At 62.6% G+C, this 16,373-nt stretch carries 13 protein-coding genes; 7 read left to right on the top strand and 6 right to left on the bottom strand.

The window, feature by feature from the left end:
• Positions 1 to 33 precede the first annotated feature (33 nt).
• The 3 genes from HNQ39_RS00200 (at position 34) to HNQ39_RS00190 (ending at position 3,795) form a co-directional block, all read left to right on the top strand.
• The gene (locus tag HNQ39_RS00200) at positions 34 to 3,000 is read left to right on the top strand and encodes an AfsR/SARP family transcriptional regulator (protein WP_184191725.1); all 2,967 of its coding nucleotides are present in this window, start codon (positions 34 to 36) and stop codon (positions 2,998 to 3,000) included.
• Between the two features lie 71 nt (positions 3,001 to 3,071).
• Positions 3,072 to 3,416, top strand: coding sequence for a hypothetical protein (locus tag HNQ39_RS00195; protein WP_184191722.1), 345 nt, complete (start codon positions 3,072 to 3,074; stop codon positions 3,414 to 3,416).
• A gap of 22 nt (positions 3,417 to 3,438) precedes the next feature.
• Positions 3,439 to 3,795 carry a hypothetical protein gene (locus HNQ39_RS00190; RefSeq protein WP_184191719.1) on the top strand — a complete coding sequence of 119 codons (357 nt, stop codon included), beginning with the start codon at positions 3,439 to 3,441 and terminating at the stop codon, positions 3,793 to 3,795.
• Here the strand turns inward: HNQ39_RS00190 and mqnE are convergent.
• Positions 3,792 to 4,967, bottom strand: a complete 1,176-nt coding sequence (gene mqnE, locus HNQ39_RS00185; protein ID WP_221289718.1) for an aminofutalosine synthase MqnE — start codon at positions 4,965 to 4,967, stop codon at positions 3,792 to 3,794. The genes HNQ39_RS00190 and mqnE overlap by 4 nt on opposite strands.
• Positions 4,968 to 5,024: 57 nt before the next feature.
• Positions 5,025 to 5,480 carry a DinB family protein gene (locus HNQ39_RS00180; RefSeq protein WP_184191716.1) on the bottom strand — a complete coding sequence of 152 codons (456 nt, stop codon included), beginning with the start codon at positions 5,478 to 5,480 and terminating at the stop codon, positions 5,025 to 5,027.
• A gap of 92 nt (positions 5,481 to 5,572) precedes the next feature.
• Here HNQ39_RS00180 and HNQ39_RS00175 point away from each other — a divergent pair, with 92 nt between their 5' ends.
• Both HNQ39_RS00175 and HNQ39_RS00170 read left to right on the top strand, forming a co-directional pair.
• The gene (locus HNQ39_RS00175; RefSeq protein WP_184191713.1) at positions 5,573 to 6,082 is read left to right on the top strand and encodes a hypothetical protein; all 510 of its coding nucleotides are present in this window, start codon (positions 5,573 to 5,575) and stop codon (positions 6,080 to 6,082) included.
• A gap of 43 nt (positions 6,083 to 6,125) precedes the next feature.
• Positions 6,126 to 8,375 carry a copper amine oxidase N-terminal domain-containing protein gene (locus HNQ39_RS00170; protein ID WP_184191710.1) on the top strand — a complete coding sequence of 750 codons (2,250 nt, stop codon included), beginning with the start codon at positions 6,126 to 6,128 and terminating at the stop codon, positions 8,373 to 8,375.
• Between the two features lie 129 nt (positions 8,376 to 8,504).
• Here HNQ39_RS00170 and HNQ39_RS00165 read toward each other — a convergent pair whose 3' ends face one another.
• The 4 genes from HNQ39_RS00165 to HNQ39_RS00150 form a co-directional block, all read right to left on the bottom strand.
• On the bottom strand, positions 8,505 to 9,761 hold the full coding sequence (locus tag HNQ39_RS00165) for a hypothetical protein (protein WP_184191707.1): 1,257 nt from the start codon (positions 9,759 to 9,761) through the stop codon (positions 8,505 to 8,507).
• A gap of 7 nt (positions 9,762 to 9,768) precedes the next feature.
• Positions 9,769 to 10,725 (bottom strand): D-erythronate dehydrogenase, encoded by a 957-nt coding sequence (gene denD, locus HNQ39_RS00160; RefSeq protein WP_184191704.1) that lies wholly within the window; start codon positions 10,723 to 10,725, stop codon positions 9,769 to 9,771.
• 184 nt (positions 10,726 to 10,909) lie between these two features.
• Positions 10,910 to 11,818: a cation diffusion facilitator family transporter gene (locus HNQ39_RS00155; protein WP_221289716.1), complete on the bottom strand. Its 909-nt coding sequence runs from the start codon at positions 11,816 to 11,818 to the stop codon at positions 10,910 to 10,912.
• A 20-nt stretch (positions 11,819 to 11,838) separates the two neighbouring features.
• The gene (locus HNQ39_RS00150) at positions 11,839 to 12,930 is read right to left on the bottom strand and encodes a hypothetical protein (protein ID WP_184191697.1); all 1,092 of its coding nucleotides are present in this window, start codon (positions 12,928 to 12,930) and stop codon (positions 11,839 to 11,841) included.
• A 74-nt stretch (positions 12,931 to 13,004) separates the two neighbouring features.
• On the opposite strand from HNQ39_RS00150, the gene HNQ39_RS00145 reads away from it, so the two are divergent.
• Both HNQ39_RS00145 and HNQ39_RS00140 read left to right on the top strand, forming a co-directional pair.
• On the top strand, positions 13,005 to 13,592 hold the full coding sequence (locus HNQ39_RS00145) for an RNA polymerase sigma factor (RefSeq protein WP_184191694.1): 588 nt from the start codon (positions 13,005 to 13,007) through the stop codon (positions 13,590 to 13,592).
• 293 nt (positions 13,593 to 13,885) lie between these two features.
• A complete protein-coding gene (locus HNQ39_RS00140) occupies positions 13,886 to 16,363 on the top strand; it encodes an InlB B-repeat-containing protein (protein ID WP_184191692.1) in 2,478 nt (825 codons plus the stop codon).
• The last annotated feature ends 10 nt before the right edge of the window (positions 16,364 to 16,373 follow it).

The raw sequence follows: 16,373 nt of genomic DNA, 5'->3' as shown, positions 1-16,373 counted from the left end.
GGGGGAATGAGGAGATGGTAGATGGCTCAGGCGATGTTACGTGTCGAGATGCTGGGGGGATTTCAGGTAGCGGGAGTAGGGGGAAGCTTTAGTCGTTTTCGGACGCGTCAGACGGCATCCCTATTTGCGTACTTAGTCTTCCACCGAGGGAAGCGTCTCTCTCGTGAAGTGCTGGCCGAGATGTTCTGGCACGATGCTCCCCATCCCGATAAGGCACGCGCGAGCCTCTCGGTTGCGGTCTCATCACTACGTAGCCAGCTAGAGACGGAGCTCGTGGGACAGGTTCTCCTTGTCGATCCACGTACTTTAGGCGTCAGAGCCGAGGCTGTGAGCAGCGATGTGCTGGAGTTTGAGCAGGCGCTCGATGGGGTTTCCAGTGACAATACCCCCGAGGCGATCAACACACTACGCCAGACACTAGCTCTCTTTCGAGGGACATTTCTCCCCGGTTTCTATGATGACTGGGTGCTGAGCGAGCAGGCACGCCTAAGGGATCGCTTCACGGCTGCCGTGCGGCGACTGGGAAGCTTCTCCGAAGAAGAGGGAGATATCGACGAGGCCATCTACTGGCGTCGCCAGGAGCTGCTCTATTTTCCAGAAGATACAGGCGCTCTGGAGCACTTGATCCAGCTACTGACGGAAGAGAAGCGGATGGAAGAGGCGGCTCAGGCCTACCACGACGCGGTGCGGCGCTGGAAAGACGATGGCTTGGGGAGCTTGCCTGCTTCGGTGGAGCGGCGTGCGCAGGCGGCTTTGGCGCTCTATCCCACGGCGAGTACTCGAAAGAAGCCTCGGCCTGCGGCAGCTCCAGTTGTCTTTGCGGCTCCTGCTCCCTCTCCCCTAAGAGAGACGCCACCGCTGAGCCGCGTGTCCGCCCTACCGCTGGATATCACCCATTTTGTGGGGCGTCAGGAGGAGCTGGCGCAGCTGAAGGGCCTACTGGAGCGCGAGGAGGTACGCCTTCTCACCTTGATTGGGCCTGGAGGAATTGGGAAGACCCGCCTCGCGCTGGAGCTGGCGCGACAGGTTCAGCAAGAGGGGGGGAGTGCCTACTTTGTCTCCTTGCAGGAGGCGCGCCACGGGCAAGGGTTTCTTCAGGCGATTGCCAGTAGCCTGCAGGTCCGCCTCCCCTCGGGGCAGGGGGGTGAGCTACTGGAGCTCGTCTCCTCGCTTCTCAGTCAGAGCGGTAGGGTTCTGCTTGTTCTGGATAATATGGAGCAGCTTCTTGAGTCCGATGCCCTTGAGTGCCTGCGGGCTCTCTTGCAGCGTGCTCCCTCTCTCCAGTGCCTGGCAACCTCGCAGAACCGGCTCTCCATCCCAGGCGAGCGGCTCTTTCCCCTCGCCCCCTTGCCAACCCCGCCTGTGGAGTCTCTTGCTCTGGAGGAAGAAGACCCTGCACAGTTTGAGGCGCGCTGGCCCAGTGTGGCTCTCTTTGTGGATCGTGCGCGTGAGAGCGTGCCGGACTTTCATCTACACGCTCGTAACCTGGCGATTGTTGCTCGTATTGTCCATGTCTTGGAGGGGATCCCGCTTGCGCTGCTGCTGGCAGCGGCACGCGTGCAGGTAATGTCCCCCCTGCAGATCCTTGAGGGGGTCGAGGCACGGTTTCAGCTCCTGGCGACAACTCGAAAGGGCGGGCCGGAGCGACATCGCTCTCTCTATGCCAGTATCTCGTGGAGTTTTGATCTTCTGCGTCCTGAGCTAAAAGTTTTCTTAGCGAGGCTGACGGTCTTCCGGGGGAGCTTTGGCCATCTCGACGTGGAGCAGGTACTCGGAATCCCTCTTGCGCTGGACTACCTTGCAGAGCTGTGTGACTGCTCCTTTCTCACGACAGAGCTGAGCGAGCATCGGGTGTGCTTTGTCATGCTGGAGTCGTTGCGGCTGTTTGCGGACCAGCAGTGGGGGCCTCAGGAGCGTGAAGAGGGACGTCGCCGACACGCGGAGTACTTTGCCGGTCTTGCGGAGCAGGCGCGCGGGCACTGGCGTACAGACCAGGAGTCGCTTTGGATGGAGCGCTTAGAGAGTGTCCTACCGAACCTGCGTGCTGCGATGGGCTGGAGCCTCGAAGGGGAGGAGCCTGAGCGTCTGGAGGTCGCCTATAGGCTGGGGAGTAGCCTGGGGCGCTTCTGGTGGATAAATGTCTACCATAAAGAGGGGCAACGCTACCTTGTAGAGCTACTCCAAAAAGAGTCACTACACCAGGTGGTGACTGTCGAGCAAGTCGTTCGCCTGAAAATCAGTCTGATGACTCAGCTACTAACGGGTGGTGAGTACGAACAAGTTTGTCTCTGGGGAAAAAAGGCTTTAAGTCTAATGAGCGAACGGGGAGATGAGATACTAGAAGCTATAATATATGCAAATATGAGCGCCGCTGAGGTGAGTACCTATGGTGTTGATAATTTTATAACTTATTCAAATCGATCCTTTTATTTGCTGCGAAAAAATAGTGATTATGAAAGACTCATAACAGGTTATTATAATGCTGCTATGGGTTATATTCGTATTGATAATATTGAACAGTCGATAAAATTTACTTGTAAGCACTATTTATTGGCGCGCAGGATACGTAATGGGGCATATGTTAATGGCTCTATCATAGCCCTTGCCGGTTGTTTAATGACCTATGGAGATGAACGGCATGCTTTGATTCTTTATAAGAATGTAATTAAAAACTGTTTGCACTCCAAAAATTTCTTTGAGATGCTTGGGGCTCTGATCTGTTATTGCTTGATCCTGTATAGAGCTAATCCCACGCCTGAGCTACGAGATATTTTGGAATCTATATATGGCATGAGGCAGGTTTTAGGTTTTGAGTTTGGTATTGTCTCGTCCCGTTTTATAGCCCAACATGAGCTGCAGATCACCCCGAAAAAAGTGACCTCGCTTGAGGAGACGAAGAAGACGATCCTAGCTTGGGCGGAGGAGCTGACACAAGGGCAACCTGACCTCACCGATGAGCAGCTACGAAAAATTGTAAGGGAGTTTGTAAGAAGCCTGTAAAGCAAAGCTGTTACTCTCATTACGTCAATGAAAATGACACTCAGATAGAAATCGTTGCCGAGGAAAATGAGATGAAAGTTACAGGTTTTCACAAGATTATCGCTTCAGGAGCGTGCCTACTCATCGTGGCGCTAGGCGCTCTTGGAGATAACGTTCAGCCGACCGATGTGATCTTACCGACACTGGTCACTGCTGGCACTACCGCGCCTTGTGTCGTCACGGTGGAGGGCAGCGGGGTCGCGCATCTGCACAGTATCCCCTCGGGGGTTGTCGAGATGGATATCACGGTGCAAAACGGCGGCAACTATGTCTCTGTCCCGTTTGCGACCGGCTACGTGGGGCCGGTGACGGTCTACGCCACCGTCGAGGGAAGCACGCAGGTTGTCGGGACGACCACGGTGGTCTTGCCTAGCTAGGCGGAAGAGCAACAGGCTTCCTATGTCTGGTCGTCAAGCCACCGCCTACGGCTCTCCCTTGCTGACCGAGGGAGCAGCAAGCGTTCTCAAGAACCTAGCTTGGTTTGAGGCGGTGCGCTTGGTCGACCCTGAGCAGACCTCGTTTGAGGAGCTACGGCGGTTCCCCCATGACCTCTTGGTGTACTTCCCTGAGGGAGTGGCCGCCGCCGAGGTCAAGGACTTTGATGCCTACATCATTGTCAGTGATGTGCCTCAAGACAGCGACGCGCTGGTTGTCTTGAGCCCTTTTGACTCGGTCAAGACAATCCGCGTGGGGATTCTCTCGGCGCTATCGGGGCAGTACTACCGCTCCCCCCGGCTTCGTAGGCAGTCGTGCTAGCTCTGCGCCAGCATCGGTAGGGCAAGCCGGCGCGGGTCTTCCAGCACGGCACGGCTATCGTCGCGCTCGATCACGTTGTAGAGGGGGTCGCGCTCCACCGGGTCGCGGCCCGCCTCGACAATCATCTGGACTAGCTGGCGCTGGCTCAGGTTCTGCCCCTCGTTGTCGTCGTCGATCTCGTGCGTGATGGTGTACTCCACAATGGTGCCGTCGATATCGTCGGCGCCGTACCACTGCGCGGTCTGGGCCACGGGGGGGGTGATCATCATCCAGAAGGCCTTGATGTGCGGGAAGTTGTCCAGCATCAGCCGCCCGATCGCGATCGCCTTTAGGTCCAGATAGCCGGTCGTGCTGGGGATATGCGAGAGCTTGGTGCCCTTGCTGGAGAAGGCAAGCGGGATAAAGGTCAGAAAGCCCCCGGTCTCGTCTTGGGCCTCGCGCAGCTTCATCGTGTGGATCACGCGCTCCTCCAGGGTCTCGATATGGCCGTAGAGCATGGTCGCGTTGGTGTGAAGCCCCGCCCGGTGCGCGGTCTTGGCGGTCTCCAGCCACTCCGCGGCGGTCTCTTTGCGCGGGAAGATCGCATCGTGGACCCGGTCGGTGAGGATCTCTGCGCCGCCGCCGGGCAGGCTACAGAGGCCGTGTGCCTTGAGCTCGAGGAGCATCTCGGTCATGGGCTTGTTGGCCAGGGTCTGGATATGCAGGAGCTCGACCATCGTGAAGGCCTTGATATGCGCCTCGGGGCGGGTAGCCTTGACGGTATCAAGGAGCTCAAGGTAGTAGGAGTAGGGGAGCTTCTTGTTGATCCCCGCCACCATGTGGATCTCGGTGACCGGCAGGTGGCGTGTGCGCTCCAGCTTCTGGCGTACCTGCTCCATGCTCATCGTGTAGGCCGAGGGGCCGTCTTTTTGGGCGTAGAACGAGCAGAACTTGCAGCCCTTGTTGCAGAGGTTGGTGTAGTTGATGTGCTGGTTGCGGACATAGAACGTGTCGTTGCCGTTCTTATTCTCGCGGACGATATTGGCCAGCGCCCCGATAGCCGTGAGGTCGTCGGACTTCCACAGCGCCAAGCCATCGTCGAAGGAGAGCCGCTTGCCCTCCATGACCTTACCGTAGATCCCGGAGAGCTCTCCACGCTGGAGGTACTGGTGCATAAAAAGTGACGTTGCCATTGGTTTGCCTGACTTTGTGAACTTGTTCACAAATTCTATCGCTGCCGGAAGGGGCTGTCAAGCGGGCCAGCGCTTCAGGTGGTAGGTCAGGTGCGCCTCCAGCATCCTCAGGTAGCTCTCGGCATCCAGCGCGCCAAAGACAGGGTGCTGTGCGACCCGCTCGCCGGGCGCGGCGGTGGCGAGCGTGGCCTGAAGAGTCTCCCGGCTAGCGGCCCAGCGCGCCTTGAGCTCGGAGAGGGGCAGGTCGCCGCGGGGCTCCTCACGCGCCTTCGACGGAATCGAGACCGCGGCGCGGAGCAGGGCGCAGCCGACGTAGAAAACAGGCTTGCGCCGGGTCGAGCTACCATCGGGGGGAGCGGGGAGCAGCTCCTCGGCGCGCATCAGGTGGTAGGCGACCTGGGCCGCTGACCAGTCGCCCTGCTGTGCCTGCGTGGGCGTGAGCGCCTCTAGGCGACGGAGCACCTCGGTTTTTTGCTGCTCGATGGCTTGCCAGTGTCTTTGCTGTCGGGTCATGGCTTAAAATTTACCTTGGATTCTGTTAAACTGCCGTGTCTTTGGTAGGGAGCGGCGCGTCCCGTGCCGAAACTAAGCTTAGGAGGTTTGTCATGCTACTGATTCCTGTCTTTGTCGCTCTGGGCACGCTCGCTCAAGGGCCGACTTCTCCATCCACGCTTCTTCCCGGCTTTACGGTCACGACAAAAGTGCTCGAGGTCCCTGAGGCGACCAAAGTGACGCTCGAGAATATCACGCGCTTACCCAACGCCAAGACCGTGGTGCAACCCAGCGTGAGCATGCTGGCGGGCAACGAGGGCAAGACCGCGATTCTTAGCCAGCTCGAGTACCCGATCACGGAGACGGCAAAGGGGCAGGCACAGTGGGGCTGGAGTATCGCCGCGACACCCACCGAGGAAAAAGACGGGACGATCCGGCTTGCCTTCCAGCTGGAGCATAGCTTTCTCGCGGGCTACAACGGGACGCTCCCCACTATCACACGGCGCTCGGTCCAGACAACCTACCGGCTGAAGTCGGGCGAGAGCTTTCTTCTGCCCCTGGGTAAAGGGGAGAACAAGGCCCCGCTCTATGCCCTCGTGAGTGTCACGCGCGACCGACGCTGAGCCTACGGGGACTTTATGGCCCTGCTCTGGTAAAATACCGGGCATGAAGAAGGTGTTTCTGGCGGCAAGCCTTGCCATGATGAGTGGGGCGACCTGGGCACAGGGAATCTCGGTGACGGTCAACGGGAATCCGGTGGCGTTTCCCAAGCAAGGGCCGATCCAGGCACCCGATGGCAGTATCCTGGTGCCTCTGCGCGAGGTCTTTGAGAGCCTGGGGGCATCGGTGCAGTTCTTGCCCAAGACCCGCACGATCACCGCCACCCGCGGCACCACGACCGTCGCGCTGCAGCTGGGCGAGTCGGTGGGCTATGTCAATGGCAAGCCCAAGAGCCTGCCGACTCCCGCGCAGAATATCGGGGGAACCACCATGCTCCCCCTGCGCATTATCTCCGAGGCGTTTGGGGCCGATGTGAAGTGGGACGCCAACGCGCGGCTGGTGGCGATCCTCCTGGTGGGAGCCAAGCCCGTGACCAGCACGGGAGTGGGGGGTGGGAAAGTGCCGCCGCCACCCGCCCAAGAGAAGCCCATTGTGATCCCCGTGAAGGGCCTGACCCCCGAGGAGATCAAGAACGCGGGAGGGGGCACTGCGCCGCCCACCCAGCCCTTGCAGCTCAACACGCCCGCCGTTATCACCAAGACCGAGCCAGTGGCGGGAACCCTCACCGCCATGGCGCCCGATAAGCTCACGGTCCAGCCCGCGACGGGCCTCCCGGAGTCGCTGCCCCTCTCCCCGGATGTGATCGTCCTGGTGAAGGTGGGCGATGCGCCTCAGGTGCGCCAGGAGCTCGCGGCGCTCAAGACGGGCGATGCCGTTCAGATCAAGCGCGATAGCCTCGGGCGGGCGTTTCTGATCGAGGTGAGCTACGACGAGCGGGTGGGGGTACTCAAGAGCCTGGAGGCGCTGGGCGACCACTGGATCGCGCTCTTTACGGAGGGAAGCGCCGCCGAGGTCGAGACCCTCGCCGATATCAAGCGGCTCGGCAACCCGTCGAGCCTGAGCGAGGTCAAGCCCGGCGAGCGGGTGCGCCTGCGGATCAACCCCGTGAGCAAGCGTGCCGTGGCCCTGAGCGTGATCGAGGGAGAGAAGCCCGCCACGCCGCGGGTGGAGGTGCTCAAGGTGGTCCACAACGCCAGCCCCAAGTGGGTCAAGGGCGGCGATACGATCACCTTCACGGTCACCGGAACCCCGGCCGCCAAGGGGACACTTCGGGTTCCCGGACTCGCGGGAGCGGAGGCGCTCCCCCTGGTCGAGACCAGCCCCGGGAGCTATATCGCCAATATCACGGTCCCTGCCGGTGTCGCGCTCAAGGACGCCACCGCGCTGGCGACCCTGGCCCTCGACTCGCTCTCGTCGCCGACCGTGGCATCCGCGGAGACCTTTGTGATCGATGCGGTGGGGCCGACTATTGGAACCCTCACGCCCACGGAGAGCAGCGAGCTCACCGATGCACGTCCTAACTTCACCGGCACCTACGCCGACCAGGGCAGCGGGATCGACCCGCGCAAGATGCAGCTCTCGATCAACGGCGAGGATGTCACGGGCCGCGCGATCTTCACCGATACCTACTTCACCTACCAGCCACCCACCGACCTGCCACAGGGCCCCGTGGTCGCCAAGCTCACGGCGCGTGATGCCGCCGGTAACGAGACCAGCCGCGAGTGGCGCTTCACGGTGATCCCAACCGCCCTGCTGAGCTCGGTTGTCGCGCTGCCCGCGGACCGCCCGCTGAACTTTGGCGATGTCCTGACGATCAAGGCCGTGGGTGCGCCGGGCTCGAAGGCGACCTTTACGCTGGGGGCGAAGGTGAAGGACCAGCCGCTCAAAGAGGACTCGCCGGGGGTCTACGTAGGGAGCTACACGGTGCAGAAGCAGGATGTTCTGGTCGCCGCGCCGCTGAGCGTGACCGTGACCGACTCCCGTGGGCGCACCGCCACCCAGAAGGCGAGCAATGCCATCACGGTCACGGCGGGGCCACCGGAGATTCCGATTATCGACCAGCCGCAAGACGGTGCCAGTGTCGGGGGGAGTGTCGTGCTCTCGGGGCGCAGCCTGCCCAATGCCACGATTAAGGTGACCGTCCGCTACACCGGCAAGCGTGCCAGCATCCTCACGGCCTCCGGGCTGGTCGGGGAGGTGACCGCCAAGTCCGATGCCACCGGCCGCTGGTCCACCCAGCCCATCGTGCTCCGCGTCCCCAAGGAGCTGACCAGCCTGCTCTTCACCGCCGAGGTCACCGCCACGGGCACGGGGGGCAAGGACTCCAGCACCGCGACGGTGAAGTTCAAGAAATAATCGCTCTAAGCCGGGGCCTGAAAGTCCCCGCCTCAGCCGCGCAAGCGCGAAGCGGGCCGAGCCCGCAGAGAAGCCGAATCGGCGCGGCCCCGGGCCGCTTCGCGCAGAGCGCGGCCCAGATGTGGCCTTTCAGGCCACCGAATCTTCGTTGTTTTTGGCGGAAAGGTGCTGGTTGATCTCGTCGCGTAGCTCGGCGACATTGGCGAGGGAGTGCCGCCAGCGGATCGGGCGCTCGCCGGAGCGGGTCACTAGCGTGTCGCTCTCCCGGCTTATTTCAATCGCTTGAATCTCCTCGAAGAACACCCGCCGCTCCCCTAGCAGATGAATCCACGTCACCGACTCGCGGTCCACGATAATCCGCTCGATCTTGAAGCGGCGTAGCTCGATAATCCAGATAGCCAGGCACAAAAGACCAAAGCCACTGAGGACAACGCAGACCTTATCCATGTCTTCCAGGCCGTAGCGATGGCTGAAGAGGGCAAGCCAGATACCCATGGCCAGGGAAGAAATTCCGGTAAGCAAAGGAAGTGCAAGCATGCTTCGGTAGAATCTTGTTTGGTAGTGGAAGGTGCGCTTGCCGTTGTCGCGCTCGGTGGGGATCAGAAGCTCGCGAGGGGGTGTTCGTAGGCGGCCCATGGATATCTGGGGGGCGTACTGGCGGATCATGGCGCGCAGCAGATTGTGGTCTTTCAGCGCCGACGAAAACGAGGCGCTCCAGTCGCGGGTGTCGAGGGTGAGGACATTGCGCTGGAAGATGAGCTGGGGATCGTGGAGGGCGAGGACCTCGCTCCAAGCCGCCTCGTGGAGCGTGTGACCGTCGAAGTAGCGCACGCCCTGCTCATCGGCCTCGAAGCGCTCGGTGCGCTTGGGGCTTTTGTAGCTAAAGACATGCCGCCCCGTGATCGTCCCTTCTTTGCCCCGAAGCAGCCACCCGGATGATTTTGCCTGAGTCGCCTTCTGCGTGACAAGCTCCAGAAACTCAGTCTGGTCGCCCCAGAGGGTAAACGAGAGGTCTAGCTTGCGCCCGTCGCGAAAACGCAGGCAGTTGGTCGTGCGTGCGCCGCGCTCGCTTGCCTGGAAGAAATAGTCGTCGATCTCGTCCCAGCGCGCCGCGTGCCAGCGCCCAAAGTGCCGCCAGCGCAGACCGTCGTCGTCGGCCACGAGCCGCGCGCGCGCCTCCCAGAGAGCAAATGCCAGCGCAGGGGGAAGCATGACAAGGGTGAAGAGTAGAATAATTTCGACCGGGATTTCGGTCTTTGGGAACTGGGAGGTCAGCAACATGAGGAGCCAGAAGAAAAAGAGGATACGTCCCATTTGGGCGATATACTTTCCCGCCCGAAGCTGGACGGTAGGTGTCTCTTTTTCTTGCTGGCTCTGGGTTTGCATGGGGGGCTTAGAGGCGCGCGGCGAAGGTGCGGACGATCTGGGTGAAGTCGTTGTCGGCGCGGTAGCCTAGCGCGAGGGCGCGCTCGGGGGCGAACTTGGTGGGCCAGGTGGCGACCAGCTTGGTCACGCGCGGGTCGGGGACATCTTTCACCAGCGCGAGCGCCTCCGGGCCGCCCACTTCGAGCAGCGAGTCTAGCATCTGTGAGACACTCACGCACAGGCCGGGCAGGTTGACCGCGGGGCCGTAGACTCCGCCGTGAAAGACCTCATGATCAAGGGTGAGCGTGTGGCGTAGCGCCGCGACCGCCGAGTCCGGGGAGAGAATCCAGACCGCGGTGTCGCGCGTGACGGGGAGCTCGGAGACCTTTCCCTGGAGCGGCTCGCGGATGATCCCACTGGCGAAGCTGGAGAGCGCCGCGTTGGGCTTACCGGGGCGGACACTCACGGTCGGGAGGCGCACGGCGCGGCCATCGACATACCCCTTGCGGGTGTAGTCCCCGATCAGATACTCGCTCATGAGCTTCTGCACCCCGTAGGAGCCCTGCGGCGCGGCGACCGTGCCATCGGTGACGACCTCGGGGAGGTTGCCGCCAAAGACCGCGACGCTCGACGTGAACACCAGCCGGGCAACGGGGCCGCCGCTGGCGCTCTGGCGGCGCAGAGCCTCCAGAATATTGCGCGTCCCCTCTAGGTTGGCGCGGTAGCCCAGGTCGAAGTCCGCCTCCGCCGAGCCCGAGACCACGGCCGCGAGGTGGTAGGCCTGCTCGACCGGTGCCACCTGCGCCAGAGTCGCCGCCAGCCAGGCAGCATCAGAGAGATCTCCGACAAACGCGGTCACGCGCTCGCTGGCAAAGGAGAGAGGCACGACATCGAGTGCCGTGATGGTCGCGTCGGTCTGGGCAAGGAGGGTGTCGATCAGCAGCCGTCCCAGAAAGCCACCCGCACCGGTTACAAGGATATGCATGGCACTAGGTTGTCCAGCGAGGGCGCAGATTCCTACATCCCCCCGCTCGCACCGCTCGCGACCCCCTTCGCCTTTTCGCTCCTTCGTCGCTGCGAAGGGGGTTGGGGGGCTTCCTTAATCCCCTTCGCCCCGCGGAACGCGGGTTTCAGGCGAAGGGGGTCGCCGTCTAAGCGGCGGGGGGATGTCACTCCTTCGGCAGTGCTGGCTCGATGTGCACCAGAACACGGGCGAAGCGCTTATCGGTGATCTGGGCGCGGACAGCATCCTGCACCTCGTGGGCGATCTCATGGCCGTGAAAGACCGACAGCTCGCCGTCTACCCGCACATCGATCTCGACATAGTAGTCAAAGCCCATCTTGCGGATAAAGCACTTGTGCAGGTTCTCCACTCCCTCAACCGTCAGCGCGACCCGGCGGACCTCGGCCTCCAGCGCGGGGTCGGGGTGGGCATCGGTGAGCTCAAAGAGGGCGCCCCGCAGGACACCGATCCCGTTGTGGAAGATCACCAAAGACGCCATGAGGGCGGCCCAGTCATCGGCGCTAGGCCAGCGGGGATCGGGGTGGAGGCGGCTGCCCACCAGGGCGACCGTGATTCCCACAAAGGCGGAGATGCTCGTGATCGTGTCGGAGCGCTGGTGGAGCGCATCGGCCTTGACCGCGTTGCTGCCCGTCTCCTCCCCGACCTTGAGGGAGAAGCGCACCAGCGCCTCCTTGATCGCAACCACCCCCAGCAGCACGATCAGGGTCCAGGGAGCGGGCATGCGGTGGGGAGTGCGGATGCGCTCGATACTCTCGTAGGCGATCCCAAAGGCCGCGACAAACAAGAAGATCGCCACTACCACGGCGGCCAGCGGCTCGGCCTTCCCATGCCCCTGCGGGTGGTTCTCATCCGCAGGGAGGGTCGAGACCTTCAGGCCGAAGTAGACCAGGATCGACGAGAGCACATCGAGGCCGGACTCAATGGCATCGGCGATCAGAGCGTAGGAGTGCCCAAAGATCCCCGCAAGCATCTTCCCGATGGCCAGGAAGATATTGACTCCAATTCCGATCAGCGTCGAGCGCATCCCCTGTTCAGCGGGGTGGGGGACAGACATCGCCCCCATTGTATCGCCTTCTAAGGAACGGGCACCCAGACAATCGCGTGGCGCTCCCCGGTGGGCAGGGTCGCGGTCCCGGAGATATTGCCCTGGGCATCGACCCCCGTCGCCGTGGAGCTGGCAAAGCCGGCGGGGAGCAGGCGATGCAGGTCGGTGAGGGTGTGGCTTGCACCGGTCCAGGCGATGGCATGGCGGCTCGTGATCGTCCCCGTGGGAATCCCAATCGCCCCGGTGCCGCAGATCACGCTCCCCGAGACTCCTGTGGCGTAGGTGTCGCGGAACGACGACGAATCCAGGGTCTGGAAGCTGGTGGCCGTGCCGCTCCAGAGCATTGCGTAGTTGAAGCGCACGCGCCGTCCCCGCTTCTCTACATAGATCTGCACATCGACCCCGGCGTAGCCCACTTGGGAGAGGCCATCGGTTGCGCTGGCCACCGACGCGTCGTACGGGGCGGGGTGGAGGGAGACCATCGAGCGTGCGCTCCCTGACCAGACCACCGCGCTTGCCTCGCTCTTAATCTCGTAGCCGACCTGCTTGCCGCCGCCCACGCCCAGCGCCACGGTGCCATTTCCGCCGGGATGCAGGTCGGTCACCGCGCCCGAGGCCGCGTCCCAGAGCAGGGCGTGCTGGGGGCCGTAGGAGATCACCTCGCGCTTGGTGGTGATGGACTGCGCCTGCCCCACAATCTGGCCGCCCCCGACCGCGTTGGCCTGAGCGCCGTAGTGGTCAAAGGGAACGAAGAGCACCGATGCGCTCTCCGCAGTGCCCGTCCAGCAGAGCGCGGCGAGGCGGTTGTTTGTCGCGGTGCCCGTGCCCGAGCCGACCTGGTAGCCCTCGGCCTGTGCCAGCAGGGTCGAGCGGCCCACAACAGTTGCTGTATTCAGAAAGCTAGGGTGCAGATCGAGCGTGGTGCCGTCTTGCGAGAAGAGAGCGGCATGGGAGCTGCCCGCGGAAGTCAGGCTCCCGGCTGCCTGCCCGGCAAAGATCCCATTGGCGGCGGCAGTGCCTCCCGAGGGAGTGAGGTCGATTGCCTGGTAGGCGGTCTGTGCGTGCGCCATCACGGAGAGGGAGAGCACGGCAAGTGTGGTGAAGAGTTGCTTGACGTTCATGCTCCAACAGAGAGGGAGCCAGAGCGTAAAAATACACCCGCGAAAAGAAATTTTTTATGGCATAACGTGTTGAGATGCGCCGCCTTACCCCCCAGACCCCCGACCCTGAGCTCCTGCGTGCCTACCGCGCGGGCGAGCTGCGGGCGTGGGACCTGCTCGTGGCGCGCTACGAGGTGCTGGTCTGTGCGATCCCGCGCCGGATGGGGCTCTCGGCCAGCGATGTGGAGGATGTTGCGCAGACCGTCTTTATCGCGCTCCTGAACCATGTCGACAAGCTCCAGCAAGAGAGCCGCCTCTCGGCGTGGCTGGTGACCACGGCCAAGCGTGAGTCCTGGCGCCTCGTGCAGCGCCAGCGCACCCGCCGCCTCACCGAGCTCCCCGAGACCGAGACCAGCACGCTGGAGCAGCTCCCGGACTCCGAAGACGCCGCCCTCCCCGAGGCGAGTGTGATCGCCTTGGAGGAGCAGCACCTCGTGCGCCAGGCGCTCTCCCAGCTCCTGGAGCGCTGCCGTGAGCTCCTCACCCTGCTCTACAAAGACGATCCCCCGCTCGCCTATGCCCTGATCGCCGAGCGCCTCGGAATCCCCGTGGGCAGTATCGGTCCGCAGCGTGCGCGGTGTTTAGAGCGCCTCAAGAAGATCCTCCATACCCTGGACTTCTAATCGTGTGATAAAGCCGCCAGAACGATAAACGTCCGGCTTACCCAGAGGGTATCCAGGCCTTTGGCCGCCGCCTTGTGCCTCGTCGGTACAAAGAGGCTCGTTGGTACAAGAGAATTCCGAGCGAAGCGAGGCGGCGCGAAGCGTCCCATAGCCCTGAGGTTTACCGTCGAGGGCAATCACACAATCTCCGACAAAAAGAATTTTCCTGTGCGTGTATTTTCTCGTGTCTTGCTCCCTCTGTACAGGCGGGACTCATCCTCCCCAGCTGCAATCTTAAACGAAAGAACGAGACAATGAAGAAATCTCTGATAACCCTTCTTGCGACGGTCAGTGTGCTGCTTCTGCAGGCACAGACCTTTGCGCAAGAGTATCACTACAACGATCTCACCCCTGCGGGCAGTACCTCAGGGCGACTGAGTGGGACCGCGGGCGGCTCACAGGTCGGGGCCGCCACGGTTGGTGGCACCTCGCATGCGGTATCGGTGGGGAGCAATGCGCTGACCTCCATCGACCTAAACCCGGCTCTGTACTACAACTCCATGGCCATGTGCACCGATGGCACGCAGCAGGGTGGCTGGGGCTACTCCAGCCTCAGCGGAGGCGTGCATGCCTTGGTCTGGAATGGCTCGTCGTCCTCGTACGCGGACCTGAACCCTAGCGGCTACATGTTCTCCTACTGCCTCGGGGTGCGCAACCACAAGCAGGTCGGCTATGCCCAGAACCAGGTCTACTTTGTCACCGCCTCCCATGCCATGTGCTGGCACGACTCTGCGGCGAGCGCGGTGGACCTCCACCCGATCTCTGCCTATCCCTTCTCCCGCGCCCTCGGCTGCGACGACAACGAGGAGGTAGGGTATGTCTCGTCGCTTGCCTACCCGGACGGCGATGCGGCGGGCTACCACACGACCAGCCACGCCATGCGCTGGGCAGGGACCGCCGCGAGCGCCGTGGACCTGCACCCGGTCGGCTACGATGCCTCGGAGGCGAGCTGTACGAATGGTACGCAGCAGGGCGGCTGGGGCTATATCGCCCTGGGAACCAGCCACCAGCACGCGCTTCTCTGGAGCGGCAGCGCCTCCAGCGTGGTCGATCTGCACCCCAGCGCCTACACCGACTCGAAGATCACATCGCTGAGCGGCGACAAGCAAGTGGGCGAGGGCTGGGTCGGGGCCGCCAACACGGCGGGCTCGGTGCGCCATGCCCTGCTGTGGACGGGGACGCCCGAGAGCGTGATCGACCTGAACCAGTTCCTACCCGCCGGCTACACCAACGCCGTGGCGACGGGAATCGACGCCAATGGCAATGTCGTGGGCTACGCCTACAACGGAGCGCATCCCTACGGCCTCGCGATCCCCGCAGGTGCCATCGCCGTGGTCTTTGCACCGGGCGCTCCGGCTCCCGTGCAGCTGGCCTCGCTCACCCTGGACCAGGCCAATGTCGCCCCCGGCACGACACTCCAAGGCCAGGTGACACTTGGTAGCCCTGCTCCTGCGGGCGGCGTGAGTATCCAGTTCCTGAGCACCGCGACCGCTCTGGTGCCCACTCCCGCCTCGATTGTCATCCCTGAGGGCGAGACCACCGCGACCTTTAATGTACCGACGGATGGTGCCACGCTGACAACACCGGCGAGCCTGAAGCTCTACGCCACCGATGGAACCGTGAGCCGCGCGACCGCACTGACCCTCACCCCCGTGGTCAAGCTGGCATCGCTGGTGGCCAACCCGGTGGAGGGCGGCTTCAACACCACGGGAACCGCCTCGCTCAATATTCCTGCCCAGCTGGGCGGAGCGAGTGTGGCCCTGACCAGCGGGAACCCGTCGCTGGTGAGTGTCCCGGCGGCCTTGAACTTCCTCCAGGGCTATACGACCCTGAGCTTTGCCATCACCACGGCATCGGTCACGACCACTACCGTGGTTCCGATCACCGCGACCATGGGAGGAACCACGATCTCGGGGAGTGTTACCCTGAGCCCTGCCCCCGTTGTCGCGCTGAGCAGTGTGAGCGGCCCCGAGACCGTGGGCGGTCAGACCATGCCCGTGACGGTCACGCTCAATAACTTCCCCCGTGCGGCGGCCGGTGCGGTCATTACCCTCACCAGCAGCGACCCCGCGACCCTGCAGGTTCCCGCAACGGTGACCGTCCCCTACGGCACCTACAGCACGACAATCAACGCGACCACGGTCGTGGTTCCAGGCCGCAAGGGCGTCACCCTGAAGGCGACCTACAACGGCTCCACAGTTAGCGCAACCGTCTTTGTGGTCCCTATCCCCACGGTCGTGATCACCCAGGCGGACTACATGCTCGACACGAAGATGCTCAAGGTGCAGGCAACCACCACCTACGCCAACAGTGTCCTGACCTACGGCGATGCCAATGGCCCCTTCGGGACGATGCAGTTTGAGCTGGGAGTCTTCAAGGGCTCGATCCTCCTCGACACCCCGCCGACAACGGTCACTGTCTGGAACTCGGTGGGAGGACAGGCAAGCATGGCGGTTACCATCAAGACCGGTCTGGGAGGAAACAGCGGTGGAGGCGGCGGCGGTGGTGGTAGCACCACCAAGTACAAGCTGACCCTGGTGACCAACGGCAAGGGAACCATCACGGCAAGCCCCGCGGCCAGCACCTACGCTCCCGGAACCGTGGTCACCCTGACCGCCACTCCCGCCTCAGGCTCCCCCTGGCTGGGCTGGTCTGGAGCGGTCTCGGGAACCACGAATCCCATCGCGGTGACCATCACCAAGGACACGTCGGTAACCGCAAACTTCCGCTAAGCTCCTTGGT

It is taken from the genome of Armatimonas rosea (assembly GCF_014202505.1).
Classification (GTDB): domain Bacteria; phylum Armatimonadota; class Armatimonadia; order Armatimonadales; family Armatimonadaceae; genus Armatimonas; species Armatimonas rosea.
This window is presented reverse-complemented; position numbering and strand designations above follow the sequence as displayed.